A 17,585-nucleotide genomic window follows, 5' to 3' on the forward strand; every position below is an offset into this window, starting at 1 on the left:
CGGTCGCACCCTCGCTCGGGGTCGCGCGACCGTGCTACCAGATCGGGCTCTGAAGGACCGCGCCAAGCCGTTCGATCGCAAGCACCGTCGCTACTGGCTGACGACCGCCGGCGGCATGGTCTTGATCATGTCGATCAACCTCGGCCTCGGGTTCGGCGTGATGCGGTGCAAGACCGATCCACCGCCGCCCGCCGACTACTGGCCGATCCCGCCGATGATCGATCCGCCCGACGCCGCGGTCGATGGCAGCGCCGACGCCGGCGACGACGACGACGACGCCCCCGCGCGCGATCCGGCCGACGCCCGCGACGCCGGGGTCACCGACGCCGCCGGCCCGACGCGCGATCCGGCCGACGCCCGCGACGCCGGCGCCGCGCCGTCACTCCCAGACGACGTCGAACGGTAGCCGCGCCTGGGCCCCGCCCGGCGTGATCAGCACCGCCGGCGGGACCGCGGTCAGCGCGGCCCGGACGATCGGCAGGTCGAGCACCGACGGCTCGGTCGCCGCCGACACGCCCAGCAGGCCGGCCACCGCGCCGAGCAGCCCCGGCGACGACCGCGGCAGCTCGATGATCCGGACCCGGGCGTCGGCGCCGAGCCCGGCCCGGACCTTGGCCAGCTCGATCGCGTCGGTGATGCCGCCGATCTGATCGACCAGGCCGATCGCCCGGGCCTGGCGCCCGGTCCAGACGTGGCCGCGGCCGAGCTCGTCGACCCGGGCCACGGTCAGCCCGCGCCCGCGGCTGACCGCGTCGGTGAAGCGCCCGTAGAAGTAGCGCAGCCGATCGAGGAGCACCGCGCGCTCCTCCTCGGTGTACGGCCGGAAGTAGCTCTCCATGTCGGCGCGGGCGCCGCGGCGGAAGGTCTCGGTCGTGACGCCGAGCTTGGCCATCAGGCCCGACAGATCGAACTTGCCGTAGAAGATGCCGATCGAGCCGGTGATCGTGGTCTCCGACGCCAGGATCTGATCGCAGCCGGCGGCCAGGAAGTAGCCGCCCGAGGCCGCGACGTCGCCCATCGAGCAGATGATCGGCTTGACCTTGCGGGTCGCGAAGACCTCGCGCGCCATCAGCTCCGACGCCAGCGCGCTGCCGCCGGGCGAGTCGATCCGCAGCACGATCGCCGCCACCGCCGGGCTGGCCCGGGCCGCCGCGATCAGGCCGGCCAGGGTCTCGCCCCCGACCAGCTTGCGCCCGAGCACCGGGATCGTGCGCGACGGGCCGTCGATGATGTCGCCGTCGGCGTAGATGATCGCGACGCCGGGGCGCTGCCAGCGATCGTCCCGGACCCGCGGCGCCACCCCCAGCGGCGCCAGGCCGCCCAGCTCGTGGGCGATCAGCTCGACCACGCGCTCGGGGTCGCCGACCGCGTCGATCAGGCGGTGATCGTCGGCCAGCTGGCCGGCGCTGTAGGGGCCGCCGTCGACCAGCTCGCGCACGACGTCGGGCGACAGCCCCCGGCTGGCGGCGATGCCGTCGACGAACGTCGCCCACATGCCGTCGTAGAGCGCGTCGCGCATGCGCGCCGCCGCCTCGGTGGCCCCGACCTCGGTGTACTGCTCGGGCGCGCTCTTGTACTCGGCGATCTTCTCGAACTGCGCGCGCACGCCGAGGTGATCGAACAGGCCCTTCAGGTACAGCGTCGTGCCGGCGAACCCGATCAGGCGCACGCCGCCGCCGGGGTCGAGGTAGATCTTGTCGGCGGCGCACGCCAGCCAGTAGTCGCGCGCGGTCGCGCCGACCAGGTACGCGAACACCTTCTTGCCGCGGGCGCGGACCCGCGCCACCTCGCGGCGCAGCTCCTCGAGCGAGGCCCAGCCGGCGCCGACGCCGTCGATCGCCAGGATCACGCCGCGCACGTCGGGGTCGCGGGCGATCGCCCGGAGCCGCAGCGCGGTCGCGACGATCGCGCGCGCCGACTGCGCGCCCGACAGCTCGATCCGCTCGAGCCGCGCGCCGGCGCCGAGCACGCTCGGGCCCGGCCGCTCCGACCAGCGCGCGACCAGCGCCCCGCCGGGCGCGACCACGCCGTCGCCGACCCGGGCGCTGCCGTAGGCGGCCACGCCGACCTGGCCGAACGTCACCGACAGCCCGGCGGTCAGGCGCACGTCGCGCTCGGCCTCGGCCCGGACCTCGCCGGTGCCGGTCGTGACGAGCCGGGTCAGCGCCCGGCTCTCGCCGGTGGCCTCGACGAACACGCCCGGCACGACCTTGGCCGACAGCCGCAGCCAGCCCCCGGCGTCGACGTCGCGCCGGCCGGCCGGCTCGGCCACGACGCCGCCGAGCCCGATCTCGAGCCGATCGCTGCCGAGCGGCCGCACGCCCAGCTCGGCCTCGAACCGTCGGTGGATCGCGGCGCCGGCGACCCGCGGCGCGTTGAGATCGCGCGCCACCGCGCCGAACGCCAGGTGGTTGCCCCAGCGGTTGGCGACGCCGACGTCGACCGTCGATGTGCCCGCGGCGACGCTGTCGCCGAAGAAGCGGTGCCACGCCAGCCCGACGCCCCAGCCGGCCCAGGGCGCGTAGGCCGCGGCCACGGTCGCGCGCACCGGCGTGCCAGGGTCCGGCGCCACCGCCGCGCGCGCCGGCAGCCCGACCTCGAGCCCGGCCGCGACCGCGAACCGCGGCAGGAACCGACCGCCCAGCGGCGTGGCCGCGAACGCGCCGAGGCCCGGGCCGAGCGCGACGGCATTTTCGGCGCCGGCGCCGCTGATCACGCCGACCACGCTCTGACCGTCGAGGAAGTACAGCCCGCCCGGGTTGACGACGGTGGCGCGCGCGTCCTGATCGCCGGCCAGCGGCGTGGCCGGTAGCTCGACGCCGCGGGTCGAGTCATCGGCGTAGCGGCCCGGGGCGACCTGGGCCCACGCGGGCGCGGCGCCCACCATCACGGCCCAGGTGATCGTCACGACGGCGCGGCGTTTCATCGCGCGCGAGCCTACCATCCGCGTATAGTCGCGATCGTGTCGACGACGGCGCGGCTGCTTGAGCACCATCCCTTGCTGGCGCGGGTCGGGCCCGATCACCTCAACCGGATCAGCCGGGCCGGCGAGCTCGAGACGTTCAACCCGGGCGAGGTCGTGGTCACCGAGGGCAGCCTCGGCGACGCGCTGTACCTGGTGCTGACCGGCGAGGTCGAGGTGTCCAAGGCCGGCCACCCGCTCGCGCGCCTGGCGGCCGGCAGCTTCTTCGGCGAGATGGCGCTGGTCGAGCCGGCGCCGCGCTCGGCCACGGTCACCGCGGCCGCGTCGACGTTCCTGTTCCGCCTGCCCTACCTCGAGCTGCAGCAGCTGCTCCGCCACGATCCCCGGGCCGGCAGCGCGCTCCTGGTCGAGGTCGTCAAGACCTTGTCCGAGCGGCTGCGCGAGGCCAACCGGATGGTGTCGTCGGTCGGCGAGCTGGCCGACTGGCTCGCCGGCTCGCTGGTGTGAGCCCGCGCGGACGGATTCGCTTCCCCGGGTGACGGCGCCGGCGCGGTCTCGCGGTAGCTTCGGGCCGTGACCGCTCGCCTCCTGTTGTTCGCCCTGGGCACGGCGGCCGCCGCCGCGTGCGGGGGCGCCGCGCACCCGGCGCCACCACCGCCGCCGCCCGATCACGCGGCCGCGCACCACGCCGGCCACGACCACCACGCCGGCCACGTCGACCACGACTTCGCCGACGCCACGGCCTGGGCCAAGGTGTTCGACGATCCCGCGCGCGACGCGTGGCAGAAGCCCGCCGAGGTGGTCGCGCTGCTCGATCCCGGGCCCGGCCACACCGTCGCCGACATCGGCGCCGGCACCGGCTACTTCGAGCGCTATCTGACCCGCGCGGTCGGCGGCGCCGGCCAGATCCTCGCGCTCGACACCGAGCCGACGATGGTCGCGTACATCACCGAGCGCGCCCAGCGCGAGCTGTGGAGCAACGTCGTCGCGCGCGTGGTGACGCCCGACGACCCGGCCCTGCCGCTGGCCGCCGTCGATCGGATCCTGATCGTCGACACCTGGCACCACCTGCCGGATCGCGCCGCGTACGCCGCCAAGCTGGCCGCCGCGCTGCGCCCCGGCAGCACGCTGGCGGTGGTCGACTTCGATCTGGCCGCGCCGATGGGCCCGCCGGTGGCGGCGCGGCTGGCGCCGGGGATCGTCGTGGCCGAGCTGACCGCGGCCGGGCTGGTCGCGCACGTCGCCGAGGAGTCGCTGCCGCACCAGTACGTCGTGATCGCGACCAAGCCGACCGGGCCCGGGCGATGAAGCGCGCGGCGGTCGCGCTCACGGCGGTGGTCCTGCTCGGCGGCTCGACCGGGGGCTTCGAGCCCAAGCTGCTCCTCGTCATCGCCGGGTTCCTGGTGTTCGCCAAGCTCGGCGGCGACCTGCTGACCCGGATCGGCATGCCGGCGGTGCTCGGCGAGCTCGCGGCCGGCATCATCATCGGCAACCTCGGCCTCGTCGGCTGGCACGATCTCGAGTTCGCGCTGGCCGACGGCAACCTGGCGTTCCTGGCCGAGCTCGGGGTCATCCTGTTGCTGTTCCAGGTCGGGCTCGAGTCGAACATGAGCCAGATGGCCAAGGTCGGCGCCGCCGCGTTCGCGGTCGCGTGCGTCGGCGTGATCCTGCCGATGGCGATGGGCTACGGCCTGCACGCGGCGCTCGCGCCCGACCGCACCTGGCACACGCACCTGTTCATCGGCGCGATCCTCACCGCGACCTCGGTCGGCATCACCGCGCGGGTGTTCAAGGACCTCGGCCAGATCGACTCGCCGACCGGGCGGGTCGTGCTCGGCGCCGCGGTGATCGACGACGTGCTCGGGCTGATCGTGCTGGCGGTGGTGTCGGGCGTCGTCACCAGCGCCGACGGCGGCCGCGCGCTCGACGCGGCGGCGATCCTGACGATCGTCGGCAAGGCGGTCGGGTTCCTGGCGGTGGCGATCGTGCTGGGCCACCCGGTGTCGAAGCGCCTGTACCGCGCGGCCAGCGTGCTCAAGGTCCACGGCGTGCTGATCGCGACCTCGTTCGCGTTCTGCCTCGCGGTCGCGTACGCCGCCCACGAGGTCGGGCTGGCGCCGATCGTCGGCGCGTTCGCGGCCGGGCTGGTCCTCGACGAGGTCGTCTTCCACGACCACCTGGTCAAGGGCGACCGCCCGCTCGAGACCCAGCTCGAGCCGGTCGGCCAGGTCCTGACGCCGCTGTTCTTCGTCCTGACCGGCGCCCGGGTCGATCTGAAGGCGTTCGCCAACACCGAGGCGCTGGCGCTGGCCGGCGCGCTGACCGTGGCCGCGATCGTCGGCAAGCAGGCGTGCGCGCTGGTCGCGTTCGGCGACGGCGTCCACAAGCGCTCGGTCGGCCTCGGCATGATCCCGCGCGGCGAGGTCGGGCTGATCTTCGCGGCCACCGGCGCCAACCTGACCCTGGGCGGGCAGCCGGTGATCGGCCCGACGACCTACGCCGCCGTGGTCCTGGTCGTGATGATCACCACGATCGTGACCCCGCCGCTGCTGGCGTGGTCGCTCAAGGCCGCGCCCGCGCGGGCGTCGACGCCGTGAGGCCCGCGGCCGTCGCGGCGCTCGCGCTGGCGCTGGCTGGCTGCGGCGGCGCACCGGCGCCGGCCCGCCCGCTCGGCCCGCCGCTCGACGCGCGCCTGGCCGCCCTCGACGGCGGCGAGCTCGGCCTGGCCGAGCTGCGCGGCCAGATCGTGGTCATCCACGTGTTCACGACCTGGTCCCTCGCCGCCGATCTCGAGCGCGACGCGCTGGCCGCCGCCGACGCCCGGCCCGACGTCACCGTGATCGGCCTGGCGCTCGATCCCGAGGGCTACCCGCTGGTGGCGCCGTGGCGCGCCGCGACCGCGGTGCCGTACCTGATCGCCCTGGGCGACGACGCCACCCGCGCCGGCGGCGGACCGCTCGGGCGCATCACGCAGGTCCCCATGACGATCGTGCTCGACCGCGCCGGGCGGGTCACGGATCGGCTCGACCATCAGCTGTCGCCCGCCGAGCTCGACGCCGCGATCGCCCGCGCCCAATGACGAGGTGACCGCGCGCGCCCAGCGACGCCGCGAGCGCGCGCGCCCAGCGACGCCGTGTTAGTGTGCCCGCGATGCGGCCCCGCGGATGCGCGCTCGTCTTCGCGATCGGAGGCGCCATCGCGGCCAGCGCGGGCACCGCCGTCGCGGCGCCGCCGCTGGCCGGGGTCGCGGTCGACGGGGCGCCGTCGCCCGAGGCCGCCGGCGCGATCACCGATGGGATCGCCGCCGCGCTCGGTCACGACGGCCCGGCGCCGGGCACGTGCGCGACGCCCGCGTGCGCGTCGACCGTGCTCACCGCCTCGGGCGCGCCCCGCGGCGTCGTGGTCACCGTCGCGATCACCGGCGACTTCCACGACCGCTTCGCGATGACCGCCGCGATCGTCGACGATCGCGGCCGCGCGCTGCGCCGCCGGCGCGAGGACTGCGAGACCTGTACGATGGGCGAGGCGGTCGGCCGGGCCCGGGCCCTGGTGACCGAGCTGGTCGACGCCGCCGACGACGATCCGGTCGCGGTCGCGCTGGTCACGACGCCGATCGACGCCGCCTTCACGATCGACGGCACCACGCGCGGCACGTCGCCGTGGTCGGGCTCGCTCACCGCGGGGCCGCACACCGTCGTGATCGGCACCGCGACCCGCGAGATCTTCGTCGAGGCCGCGGCCGAGACCGTCACGCTCACGCTCGAGGCGCCGGTCGCCCGCCGGCCGCGCAGCAACCTGCGGTTCGTGCCCTACGGCGTCGCCAGCGTCGGCGTCGTGGCGCTGATCGCGGGCGCGTACCTGGTGTCGGTCGACGGCGACCCGACCTGCCCGGTCCCGACCTGCCCCGAGGTGCGCGACACCGGCACCGGCGGCTGGCTGCTGGTCGGCGCCGGCGTCGCGTCGCTCGGCACCGCCGGGTACCTGTACTGGCGCGATCGCCAGCGCGCGCGCCCGACGCTCGCGATCGTGCCGACCTCGGGCGGCGCCGCCGCCGTCGCCGTCGGCCGGTTCTGAGTTACTGGGAGGAGCTTTCGCAAAGCTCCTCCCCCCAGCATGCGCTGGGGCCCCCCTCCTGAAACGGCCCGGATCGTTCTGCGTGCGCGCGCGATCGTCCCCGAGCGCGTGGCCCGCCCGACCTCGGAGGAGCTTTCGCAAAGCTCCTCCCCCCAGCATGCGCTGGGGCCCCAGGCAGGTGCAGGGGCGCTCCGAGGTCCGAGGTCGGCGCCGGGCTGCGGCGGCACGTCGAGAAGCGGCTCCACGACATGGCCCTGCGCGCCCTGCGCGCGCGCCGCGTGCGCTCGGCCATCGGCCAGGTCGCGCCGCTTGCGCTCGGCCATCGTCGAGCTCGCGCCGCTTGCGCTCGGCCATCGTCGAGCTCGCGCCGCTTGCGCTCGGCCATCGGCCACGTCGCGCCGCCGCGCCCGGCGCGCGGCGAGCTCGCCCCGCGTGCGCTCGGGCATCGGCCAGGTCGCGCCGCCGCGCCCGGCGCGCGGCCAGGACGGGCGCTACAGCGCGGCGGCGTCGACGCCGTCGAAGGTGACCTGCGTGCCGGCGGCGACGCCGTGGGCCTTGGCCCAGCCGCCGTTGACCTCGAGCACGTACAGCGACGGCGCGCCGACGCCGCGCGAGCGCTCGTCGAGGGGCTGCATGTTCTCGAGGATGCCGACCACCTTCAGGTCCTCGCCGATGAACATGATGTCGAGCGCGATCAGCGTGTTGTGCATCCAGAAGTGGTGATCGTCGACGTCGCCCATCAGGAACAGCATCCCGGCGTCGTCGGCGAGGAACTTGCGGTACATCAGGCCCTTCTGGACCCGGCCCGGCGACTTCACGACCTCGGCGTGGACCACCGTGGTCCCGGCGGTGCCGGCCAGCGTGATCGCCGCGGTCGGCACGGTCGGCGGCGGCTGCGCCGGTCCCGTGGGCGGCGCGGTCGACGGGCCATCCTGACCGTGGGTCCGGGCCGGCGCGCGCGAGCACGCGGCCGCGGCGAGCGAGGCGAGCAAGATCGGTCGACGCATCGCGCCGGAAGCTACCAGGAACCGGCCGCGGCTGCAGGCGCGAGGTCGACCGCGGCGGCCGCGGGCACGAGGTCGAGGCGCGCGATCACCTCGCCGCCGCGCAGGAGCTCGACCCGCTGCACGCACGCGCCGACGACCGCGTCGAGATCGGGCTCGACCGCGACCAGCACCGGCCCGTCAGCGCCGGGCGCGAGCGACAGGGACGTCGGGCCGCCGGCCCGCGCCGTCAGCGACGTCCAGCGATCGGCCCCAGCCACCGACACGACGACCGACGCGCCCGGCGCGCCCGGCGCGGTCACGACCCGGACCGCGTCGTAGCCGCCAGCGACCTGCAGCTCGGCCCGCGCGGCGTCGGCGCAGTCGGTCCCCGCGGCCATCGGCGGCGCGGTCGGAGTCGCGAGGGCGATCCAGGGCAGGACGAACAGCGGCAGCACGCGTTCGACCAAAGCAAGCGCCGCGCCAGCGCCCGGCGCGCTGATCACCGGCGTTGACCGCTCCTGGCGTGGCTAGTCGAGCGGCCATGGCTCCCCGTGGGGTCAGCCGTCCTGGTACGGTCGTCCCCGTGCGGGTAGTGGCGACCCGGAACCCCGACGAGCTCGACGCCTACGCCGCCGCGCTGGGACCGCGGGTCGAGCTGATCGCGCTGCCGCTGGTGCACGAGCGCCCGCCCACGCCGGACGAGGTGGTGGCGCTGCTGGAGGCGATCGCGACCCCTGGGCTCACCGGCCTGTGGCTGGCCAGCGCCCGCGCGGTGGCGCCCGCGGTCGCCGCCTTGCTGACCGCGGGCATCGCGCCGCCGCGCGCCTTCACCGTCGGCGCCCGCACCGCGGCCGCGGCCCGCGCCGCCGGCCTGACCGCCGAGTCACTCGGGGACGACGGCGCCTCCGCCGCCCACGCGCTCGCGGCCCGGGGCCTGGGGGGCGCAACGCTCCTGGCCCCGCGCGCCGCCGGCGGCCGCGATGACGCCCTGGCCATCCTGACCGCGGCCGGCGCGACCGTGCTGCCGGTCGTGGCCTACCGGCTCGAGCCGCGCCCGGCCGACGATCCGGCCCTGGCGCCGGGGCTGGCCGCGCTGGCCGGCGCCGCCGCGTGCCTGGTGTTCGCCCCGTCGCAGGTGCAGGCGCTCGCCGCGCTGGTCGACCTGCGGCGCTTGCCCCCGCTGGTGGCGATCGGCCCGACGACCGCCGCGGCGCTGATCGAGCGCGGGGTCGCGACCGCTGCGGTCGCCGCCACCCCGGACCCGGCCGGCATGGCGGCGGCGCTGGCCTCGGTGTATCCAGACGGCCATGAACTTCCCTGACTACCGCGCGCGCCGCGTCCGCCGGACCGAGGGCCTCCGTCGCATGGTCCGCGAGACCCGGCTGTCGGTCGACAACCTGTGCTACCCGCTGTTCTGCGCGCCGGGCCAGGGCGTGGCCAAGCCGATCACCTCGATGCCGGGCCAGCACGTGTGGTCGGTCGACAAGGCCGTCGACGCCGCCGCCGCCGCGTACGACGCCGGCATCCCGTCGGTGATCCTGTTCGGCATCCCCGAGAAGAAGGACGCGGTCGGATCCGAGGCGTGGTCGGCCAACGGCGTGGTCCAGCGCGCGATCAAGGCCATCAAGAAGCGCGTGCCCGAGCTGGTCGTGGCCGCCGACGCGTGCTTCTGCGAGTACACCGATCACGGCCACTGCGGCGTGGTCCACGAGCGCGCGCTCGACAACGACGCGTCGCTCGAGAACCTGGCCCGGACGGTCGTGTCCTACGCCCGCGCCGGCGTCGACATCGTCGCGCCGTCGGGGATGCTCGACGGCTTCGTCGGCGCCTGCCGCGAGTCGCTCGACGAGGACGGCTTCACGAACACCTCGATCATGGCGTACTCGGCCAAGTACGCGTCGGCCTACTACGGCCCGTTCCGCGACGCGGTCGACAGCACGCCGCAGTACGGCGACCGCCGCGGCTACCAGATGGATCCGGCCAACGCGGCCGAGGCCGTGCGCGAGGTGACGATGGACGTCAGCGAGGGCGCCGACATCGTCATGGTCAAGCCGGCGCTGGCCTACCTCGACGTGATCCGCGTCGTCGCCGACGAGGTCAACCTGCCGATCGCCTGCTACAACGTCAGCGGCGAGTACGCGATGATCGAGGCCGCGGCCGCCAACGGCTGGATCGATCGCGATCGCACGGTGCTCGAGACCCTGACCGGCATGCGCCGCGCCGGCGCCGACATCTTGATCACCTACCACGCGATGCTGGCCGCCCAGCTGCTCGCGAAGGCGTAGCCGGGCGCCCCGGCTACCAGGCCAGGGCCACGCCGACCGTGGTCGCGCCGCCGCCGCGCGCGACCACCGGCATCGGCGTCGACGGGCCGCACTCGGTGTGGAGCAGGTACGGCACCGCGACCCCGAAGCCGGCGCCCAGGGCCCAGCCGGTGAGCACGTCCGAGGCCCAGTGCTTGTCGGCGCCGATGCGCAGGTAGCCGGTCGCCAGCGCCATCGGCACGGTCGTCGCCCAGACCAGCCAGGCCCGGCGGTAGCCGCGCAGCGTCGCGGTCGTGCCGGCCCCGACCGCCAGGCTCATCGCCAGGGTCGAGTGGCCCGAGTAGAACGACAGGTTGTTGTCGGCCGGATCCGCGGTGCCGGCCTTGTCGCCCGGCGCCAGCGCGTGCACGAACGGGCGCTCGCGCCCGACCAGCGCCTTGACGACGTAGTTGACGGTGGCCGCGAGCACGCCGGTCTCGGCCAGGATCACGCCGTTGTGGAACCAGTCGCCGCCGCGGCCGTCGAGCCCGCCGACCAGATCGGTCATGGCCGCGGCGACGATCGGCGTCACCCCGAACCCGACGATGTTCGACAGCGTGTGCGCGGTGCCGGTCGAGCTCCAGCGCAGCTTGTCGCGGACGGCGGTGTCGAAGCCGTTGCTCGCGCACCAGCGGCACGCGCTCGGCGACAGCGAGTCCTTGGCCGCGACCTCGCCGACCGTGTAGAGGATCGCGCCGATCGCGATGATCGGCACGTCGCGGCGGTGGTGGGCCTTGAGCCGGCGCTCGGCCGCGGCCGGCGCGGCCGCCAGGCCCCAGACCAGCGCCGCGGCGACGACGAACGCGAGCGGAGTCCGACCCATCCCGCGACTATCGGCGTCGACGCGGCCGGCGTCCACCCGCGCGGCCGCGGGTTTCGCGCCCGACCTACCAGGCCAGCGCCACGCCGCGGGCGCGGGCGATCTACCGGCCAGCGCCACGCCGACGGTGCTGGCGCCGCGGGCGCACGACCTACCAGGCCAGCGCCACGCCGACGGTGGTGGCGCCGCGGGCGCGGCCGATCACCGGCGTCGGCACGTCGACGCGGTGCAAGAGCCACGGCACGCCGGCACCGATGGCCGCGCCCGTCGCCCAGCCGATGACGACGTCGGACGCCCAGTGCTTGTCGGCGGCGATGCGCAGGTAGCCCGTGGCCACCGCCACCGGCACGCCGACCGCCCACACCAGGCGGGCGTGGCGGTAGCCGCGCATCGTCGCGACCGTGCCGGCGGCCACCACCAGCGACGTCGCCAGGGTCGAGTGGCCCGAGTAGAACGAGCGGTTGTTCGCGCTCGCGTCGGGCTTGTCGGCTGGCGCCAGCGCGTGGACGTCGGGGCGCTCGCGCCCGACCAGCGACTTGACCGTGTAGCTGGTCGCCATGGCCAGGAGCGCCGCCTCGGCGACGACGAGGCCGTCGTCGAGCGCCTGGCCGGCGCCGCCGTCGGCGAGCGCCAGGTACGTCAGGCCGAGCGCCACCGCCGGCGCCGCCACGTAGGCGGTGACGTCGGACGCGGTGTCGGCGGTCGCCGGCGACGACCACCGCAGGCCGTCGCGCACCCCGACGTCGAGCGGGTTGGCCGCGCACCAGCGGCAGCGCGCCGGCGTCAGCGCGTCGGTGGCGAGGCCGCTGACCAGCCCGTAGGTCAGGCCGCCGACCAGCACGATCGGGACCTCGCGCGCGCGCTTGACCCGCAGCCGCGGCTCGGCCGTGGCCGTCGGCGCGAGGGCGAGCGCCGCGGCGATCACCAGCGCTCCAGCCCAGCGCGACCGTCGCGGCATCATCGTGGCGAGGATCGCAGGCTTGGGGCGCGCGGTCCACCGCCGGCGCGCCGCCCGCCGCGATCAGCGCCCGGCCAGGCCGTACTTCTTGATCTTGTCGATCAGCGTCACGCGGCTGGTGCCGAGCCGGCGCGCGGCCTCGCTCTGGTTGCCGCCGGTCGCCGCCAGGGCCCGCGCGATCACGCCGCGCTCGAACGCCTCGACCTGCTCGCGCAGCGACGGCCCGTCGGCCGCCACCTCGCCGTCCACCGGCGCGCGGACCGCCGCGGCCGACGAGGCGTCGTCGTGCGGCGCCGGGGGCGTCGGGTGCGCGTGGTGCTCGTGGAAGTCGGCGGCGGTGAGGGTCGCGTCGTGGGCCAAGGCCGCCAGCCGCGCGATCGTGTTCTCGAGCTGCCGCACGTTGCCGGGCCACGGCGCCGCCACCAGCGCGTCGACCAGCGCCGGCTCGACGGCCAGCGGGCCGGTCCCGAACTTGTCGCCGTAGCGGCGCGCGAACTCGGCGGCCAGCGCCGGGACGTCGTCGAGGCGATCGCGCAGCGGCGGCACCACCAGCTCGACCACGGCCAGCCGGTAGTAGAGGTCCTCGCGGAAGTTGCCGGCCTTGGCCTCGGCCACGAGATCGCGGTTGGTCGCGGCCACGACCCGGACGTCGACCCGCTCGACCCGGCCCGAGCCGACCGGCTGGATCTCGCCCTCCTGCAGCGCCCGCAGCAGCTTGGCCTGCACCGCCAGCGGCAGCTCGCCGACCTCGTCGAGCACCAGCGTGCCGTGGTGGGCCTCGGCGAAGAAGCCGCGCCGGGTCGCGGTCGCGCCGGTGAACGCGCCGCGCACGTGCCCGAACAGCTCGGCCTCGGCCAGCTCGGCCGGGATCGCGGCGCAGTTGAAGCGCACCAGCGGCCCGGCGGCGCGCGGCGACTGCGCGTGCAGGAGCTGCGCGACGAACTCCTTGCCGGTGCCGGTCTCGCCGCGCACCAGCACGGTCACGTCGCGGCTGGCGACCCGGGCGGTCGCGTCGAGCAGGCGCCGCATCGGCCGCGAGTCGCCGACGATCCGGCGCCCCAGCGCCCGCTCGGCCGCCAGCGTCTTGTTGGCGACGCGCAGCGCCCGGGCCTCGAGCGCGCGCTCGATCACGACCGCGACCTCGTCGATGTCGAACGGCTTGGTCAGGTAGTCGTAGGCGCCGGCCTTGACCGCCGCGACCGCCACCTTCTCGGACCCGTGCGCGGTCAAGAGGATCACCGGCAGGGTCGGATCGCGGGCGGTGATCGCGGCGATCAGATCGAGGCCGGTCATGCCCGGCATCTGCAGATCGGTCACGACCACCGCGGCGTCGTCGAGCTGCGGCAGCGCCGCCGCGCCCGAGCTCGCGGTCAGCACCCGGTGGCCGCGCTCGGTCAGGACCTCGCGCAGCGTGTAGAGCACGCCGGGCTCGTCGTCGACCAGGAGCACCGCCGGCGCGATCATGCCGCGCGGCCGCCGGTCTGCGCGGCCGGCGCCGCGCCCGGCGTCGCGGGCAGCCGCACGATCACGGAGGTCCCCTGCCCGACCGTGCTGTCGTAGTGGATCGTGCCGCCGTGCTGGGCCACGACCGACGACGCCAGCACGACGCCGAGGCCGGTGCCGCCCTCGCGGGTGGTGAAGAACGACGTGCCGAGCCGCGCCAGGTCATCCGGCTTGATGCCGCGGCCGCTGTCGACCACCTCGATCACGCCGCCGCCGTCGGCGGCCGGGCGCGTGCGCACGGTGATCGTGCCGCCGGCCGGGGTCGCCTCGATGGCGTTGGCGAGCAGGTTGAGCAGCGCCTCCTTGAGCCGGCGCGGATCGGCGGTCAGCGCCACCGGCGCGGCGTCGACCGTCAGCGCCAGGCGCGCGTGCTCGGCCCGGCCCGACACCACCGCGGCCGCGTCGGTGACGATCGCGTCGAGCGCGATCGCCTGCGGCCGCAGGTCCTCGAGCGGCCGCGCGAACGACAGGTACTCGACCAGGATCGCCTCCATGCGCGCGATCTCGCTCTGCATGACGTCGAGCCGCTCGCGGGCCTTGCCCTCGGCCGGCGCCCGCGCCAGCAGCTGGACGAGGCCCTTCACCGAGGCCAGCGGGTTCTTCAGCTCGTGCGCGACCTTGGCGCCGACCGACTGCAGCCGGCACATCTGCTCGGCCGCGACCGCGACCCGCTCTTCCGACAGCGCGTCGACCGTCGACGCCGCCAGCAGCGACGCGTTGTGGATCCGGCGCACGAACGACGTCACGATCAGCGAGGTCCAGACGAACCCGACCACGGCGACCGTCGCGTATTGCTCGTGCGGCAGGCCCGGCCCCAGGTAGCGCCGCGGCACCGCCGCCATCCCGACGAACAGCAGCACGCTCGACACCGACAGCCAGCGCGAGGTCGCGCCCAGGCCGAACACGATCGCCGGCAGCGCGGTCGACACGCCCAGCACCGGCATGATCGGGCTGTAGAGCCCGCCGGTCACGGTCGTGACCCCGAACAGGTACGCCTGCGAGACCGCGTGCAGGATCACGAACGCGCGATCGTCGTCGCGGTGGCGCGCCCACCGGAGGACGAACGTGTGCGAGGTGACCATGCCCGCGAACAACACCACCGGCACGACGATCCGCCAGGCTGGGTAGTGCGCGCGCCACAGAAAGAACGCGATCAGCGCCGACGCGATCGAGCCGACCGCGGCGGTGAACGCCACGTGGCCTGGTCCCGTCGCGAGGATCAGCTGATTGCGCGTGCCGCGCCACACGGCCCCAGTCCTTGCGAGGGCCGGGCCAAGGCGGGGTGATCCACCGCGGGCAGGCGACACCTCGATCATGCGGCCGAGCCTAGCAGTCCGCCTGCGACCCTGGCGGCCTGCCGACCTGTCGCGTCGGTGAACCGTCGATCTGTAAAGGATCCCGACAGGGCCAGCGCCGACAGCCACGCAAATACCGGCCTGTGTGGCTGACCCAGGGCGCCAGCGGGCCCCTGCAGATCATGCGCAACGTGGCATGGCCGATGCTTCATCACAGCCCCATGTTCCGAGCCTGCCTCGCCGCCGCGATCCTGGCGGCGGCGATCTCTCCCGCCCTCGCCCAGCCGGCGCCCGCCGGCGCGCCCCCTGTCCCCGATGACCCGATGGCCGCGTTCGACGCCGAGCTGGGCGCGCTCCTGGGGCAACCCGGGGGCCTGACCGCGGCCGACGCCGCCGCCCGCGCCGCCCGCACCAGCCCCGCGGCCGCCCGGAAGCGCGCCGAGACCGACGCCGCACGCACGACGGTCGGCACGATCAAGATCGCGCTGCTCCCGATCTCCAAGGTGTCGGCGTCGTACACGCGCCTGTCCGACGTCCCCGATCTGCGGTTCGCGGCGCCGCCGGCGCCGGCCATCGAGGCGCAGCTCAACGCCTTCCACCTCGGCTACGACCTGGCGATCCCGCTGACCGACCTGATCATGCGGCTGCCGCCCGCGAAGAAGGCCGCCGAGGATCAAGTGCGCGCCACCGAGCTGAGCAGCCAGGCGGCCGCGCTCGACGCCGGCGCCCAGGCCGAGCAGCTCTACTACGAGTGGGTGCGGGTGTCGCTGGCGACCGTCGTGGCCGAGCGGCAGGTGACCCAGGTCGAGGCGACCCGCGCCCAGCTCGCGGTGCTGGTCGAGGTGCAGCGAGCGTCGCGCGCCGATCTGCTGCAGCTCGAGGCCGGCAAGGCCCAGGCCGAGCTGGCGCTGGTGCAGCTCAAGCAGGCGTCGGCGGTGCTCGCCGACCAGCTGCGCATCATGATCGGCGCCGGCCCCGACGAGCGCCTGACGATCGGCGACGACATCCGGCCGATCGACGAGCTGCCGGCGCTGGCCGATGACGCGACGATGGTCCAGGCCGCGATGACCCGGCGCTACGAGGCCCGGGCGCTGTCGGCCGCGACCGACGTGCTCGCCCACCACCGCCGCGACACCAAGGTGCAGCGGCTGCCCAAGCTCAACGTGTTCGGCCAGCTCAACTACGACCAGCCCAACCAGCGCTACTTCACGTCGCCCGACGAGTTCCACCTGAGCTGGGCCGCCGGCGTGTCGCTGACCTGGTCGCCCAACGACTTCCTCTACACCGATCCCGACCTGGCCGCGATCGACGCGCAGGCGCGGGCCATCGCGGCCGATCGCCGCGGGCTGGAGATGTCGATCGAGGGCCAGATCGCGTCGGCCCGGTCGTCGCTGACCCTGGCCGACGCGGCCTACACCGCCAGCCAGCGCGGCCTGGCCGCCGCGGCCGAGAGCTACCGCGTGCGCCAGGATCTGCTCGCCAACGAGCGCGCCACCGCCACCGAGCTGATCGTCGCCGAGGGCGCGCTCACCCAGGCGCGGCTGGCCGCCATCAACGCCTTGATCGACCGACGGATCGCGTGGGCCAAGCTGCGCCACGCCGCCGGGCTGGACGTGCCATGACAGGAGCTCCGATGTCCCGTTTCTCGCTCATCCTCGCGCTCGCCGCCGTCGCTGGCGGGTGCTCGCAGAAGTCGTCGGCCGAGGCCAAGGCCAAGGCCGTGGAGGCCCCGGTCAAGCTCGCGCTGGTCACGGTCGAGGAGGGGCCCGCGCCCGTGCGCCTGACCCTGACCGGCATGGTCGCGGCCGAGGAGTCGTCGGACGTCGCGTCGAGCGTGCCCGGCCGCGTGGTCGCGGTGCTGGTCGAGCGCGGCGCCGAGGTCAAGTTCGGCGATCCGCTGGTGCGGCTCGACGCCTCGAGCGCGTCGCTGTCGGCGCAGTCGGTCCGGGCCCAGCTGGCCGCGGCCCAGGCCCAGGAGCGGCTGGCCGCCGACGAGTGCAAGCGGGCCCAGGCGCTGCTCGACAAGGGCGCCATCACCCGATCCCAGTACGACCGCGAGATCACCAACTGCACCGCCGCGGCCCAGACCGTCGCGGCGACCAAGGCCCAGCTCGGGCTGGTGTCGAAGTCGATCTCCGACGGCGTGGTCCGCGCGCCGTTCGCCGGGCGGGTCGACGGCCGCTGGGTGTCCCCGGGCGAGTTCGTCGCGCCCGGCATGCGCCTGGTGACCCTGGTCGACGACGATCCGCTGAAGGTCGAGATGTCCGTGCCCGAGGCCTACGTGCCGAAGGTCGAGCTCAAGCAGGCGATCGAGGTGCGGGCGCTGGCGTTCCCCGACGCCAGCTTCCCGGGCACCGTGACCCGCATCGGCGCCGAGATCGGCCGCATGACCCGATCGTTGACGGTCGAGGCGGTGCTGGCGCCAGGCTCGTCGCTCACGCCCGGCATGTTCGCGGAGGTGACGATCACGGTCGACCACGCGCCGATGGCGATCGTGCCGGCCGCGGCGCTGGTCAAGCGCGGCACCACCTGGCGCCTGTTCGCGGTCGTCAACGGACGCCTCGAGGAGCGCGTCGTCCAGCGCGGCCCCGAGCTGCCCGGCGACAAGGTCGCGTTGATCCGCGGCGCCGTCGCCGGCGAGCAGGTCGCCAGCCCCATCGTCGACGCCCAGGGCGCCATCCTCGACCGCGTCGTCGACGGCGTCGCGGTCACGCAGTAGCGGC

17 protein-coding genes are annotated in these 17,585 nt (G+C 75.2%); 10 read left to right on the plus strand and 7 right to left on the minus strand.

Going from position 1 to position 17,585, the window contains the following annotated elements:
* Positions 1 to 31: 31 nt before the first annotated feature.
* Complete coding sequence (locus IPL61_04250) at positions 32 to 406, plus strand: hypothetical protein (protein ID MBK9030542.1); 375 nt, start codon at positions 32 to 34, stop codon at positions 404 to 406.
* On the opposite strand, the gene sppA is transcribed toward IPL61_04250, so the two are convergent.
* The gene (gene sppA / locus IPL61_04255) at positions 380 to 2,926 is read right to left on the minus strand and encodes a signal peptide peptidase SppA (protein ID MBK9030543.1); all 2,547 of its coding nucleotides are present in this window, start codon (positions 2,924 to 2,926) and stop codon (positions 380 to 382) included. The two genes, IPL61_04250 and sppA, sit on opposite strands and share 27 nt — an antisense overlap.
* A 36-nt stretch (positions 2,927 to 2,962) precedes the next feature.
* On the opposite strand from sppA, the gene IPL61_04260 reads away from it, so the two are divergent.
* The 5 genes from IPL61_04260 (at position 2,963) to IPL61_04280 (ending at position 6,997) form a co-directional block, all read left to right on the plus strand.
* On the plus strand, positions 2,963 to 3,430 hold the full coding sequence (locus IPL61_04260; GenBank protein ID MBK9030544.1) for a cyclic nucleotide-binding domain-containing protein: 468 nt from the start codon (positions 2,963 to 2,965) through the stop codon (positions 3,428 to 3,430).
* Between the two features lie 66 nt (positions 3,431 to 3,496).
* Positions 3,497 to 4,231 carry a methyltransferase domain-containing protein gene (locus tag IPL61_04265; GenBank protein ID MBK9030545.1) on the plus strand — a complete coding sequence of 245 codons (735 nt, stop codon included), beginning with the start codon at positions 3,497 to 3,499 and terminating at the stop codon, positions 4,229 to 4,231.
* Positions 4,228 to 5,520, plus strand: a complete 1,293-nt coding sequence (locus tag IPL61_04270) for a cation:proton antiporter (GenBank protein ID MBK9030546.1) — start codon at positions 4,228 to 4,230, stop codon at positions 5,518 to 5,520. The genes IPL61_04265 and IPL61_04270 overlap by 4 nt, the downstream gene beginning before the upstream one ends.
* Entirely contained in the window at positions 5,517 to 6,002 is a 486-nt protein-coding gene (locus IPL61_04275) for a hypothetical protein (protein ID MBK9030547.1), read from the plus strand. The genes IPL61_04270 and IPL61_04275 overlap by 4 nt, the downstream gene beginning before the upstream one ends.
* Before the next feature lie 71 nt (positions 6,003 to 6,073).
* Positions 6,074 to 6,997, plus strand: a complete 924-nt coding sequence (locus tag IPL61_04280; protein ID MBK9030548.1) for a hypothetical protein — start codon at positions 6,074 to 6,076, stop codon at positions 6,995 to 6,997.
* Positions 6,998 to 7,488: 491 nt separating this feature from the next.
* On the opposite strand, the gene IPL61_04285 is transcribed toward IPL61_04280, so the two are convergent.
* Together IPL61_04285 and IPL61_04290 are read right to left on the minus strand one after the other, a co-directional pair.
* On the minus strand, positions 7,489 to 8,004 hold the full coding sequence (locus tag IPL61_04285) for a DUF192 domain-containing protein (protein ID MBK9030549.1): 516 nt from the start codon (positions 8,002 to 8,004) through the stop codon (positions 7,489 to 7,491).
* Between the two features lie 11 nt (positions 8,005 to 8,015).
* Positions 8,016 to 8,438: a hypothetical protein gene (locus IPL61_04290; protein ID MBK9030550.1), complete on the minus strand. Its 423-nt coding sequence runs from the start codon at positions 8,436 to 8,438 to the stop codon at positions 8,016 to 8,018.
* Between the two features lie 128 nt (positions 8,439 to 8,566).
* Between IPL61_04290 and IPL61_04295 the strand changes: the two genes are divergently transcribed.
* A complete protein-coding gene (locus tag IPL61_04295) occupies positions 8,567 to 9,304 on the plus strand; it encodes a uroporphyrinogen-III synthase (GenBank protein ID MBK9030551.1) in 738 nt (245 codons plus the stop codon).
* A complete protein-coding gene (hemB, locus tag IPL61_04300; GenBank protein ID MBK9030552.1) occupies positions 9,291 to 10,268 on the plus strand; it encodes a porphobilinogen synthase in 978 nt (325 codons plus the stop codon). The genes IPL61_04295 and hemB overlap by 14 nt, the downstream gene beginning before the upstream one ends.
* Positions 10,269 to 10,281: 13 nt before the next feature.
* Here hemB and IPL61_04305 read toward each other — a convergent pair whose 3' ends face one another.
* The 4 genes from IPL61_04305 to IPL61_04320 form a co-directional block, all read right to left on the minus strand.
* The gene (locus IPL61_04305) at positions 10,282 to 11,109 is read right to left on the minus strand and encodes a phosphatase PAP2 family protein (GenBank protein ID MBK9030553.1); all 828 of its coding nucleotides are present in this window, start codon (positions 11,107 to 11,109) and stop codon (positions 10,282 to 10,284) included.
* Between the two features lie 148 nt (positions 11,110 to 11,257).
* Entirely contained in the window at positions 11,258 to 12,067 is an 810-nt protein-coding gene (locus IPL61_04310) for a phosphatase PAP2 family protein (protein MBK9030554.1), read from the minus strand.
* Positions 12,068 to 12,127: 60 nt separating this feature from the next.
* Entirely contained in the window at positions 12,128 to 13,528 is a 1,401-nt protein-coding gene (locus IPL61_04315; GenBank protein ID MBK9030555.1) for a sigma-54-dependent Fis family transcriptional regulator, read from the minus strand.
* On the minus strand, positions 13,525 to 14,214 hold the full coding sequence (locus IPL61_04320; GenBank protein ID MBK9030556.1) for a sensor histidine kinase: 690 nt from the start codon (positions 14,212 to 14,214) through the stop codon (positions 13,525 to 13,527). The genes IPL61_04315 and IPL61_04320 overlap by 4 nt, the downstream gene beginning before the upstream one ends.
* A gap of 869 nt (positions 14,215 to 15,083) precedes the next feature.
* Here IPL61_04320 and IPL61_04325 point away from each other — a divergent pair.
* Together IPL61_04325 and IPL61_04330 are read left to right on the plus strand one after the other, a co-directional pair.
* Positions 15,084 to 16,484 (plus strand): TolC family protein, encoded by a 1,401-nt coding sequence (locus IPL61_04325; protein ID MBK9030557.1) that lies wholly within the window; start codon positions 15,084 to 15,086, stop codon positions 16,482 to 16,484.
* Positions 16,485 to 16,495: 11 nt separating this feature from the next.
* Positions 16,496 to 17,581 (plus strand): efflux RND transporter periplasmic adaptor subunit, encoded by a 1,086-nt coding sequence (locus IPL61_04330; GenBank protein MBK9030558.1) that lies wholly within the window; start codon positions 16,496 to 16,498, stop codon positions 17,579 to 17,581.
* Positions 17,582 to 17,585: the final 4 nt, after the last annotated feature.

Source organism: Myxococcales bacterium, assembly GCA_016717005.1.
Classification (GTDB): domain Bacteria; phylum Myxococcota_A; class Polyangia; order Haliangiales; family Haliangiaceae; genus UBA2376.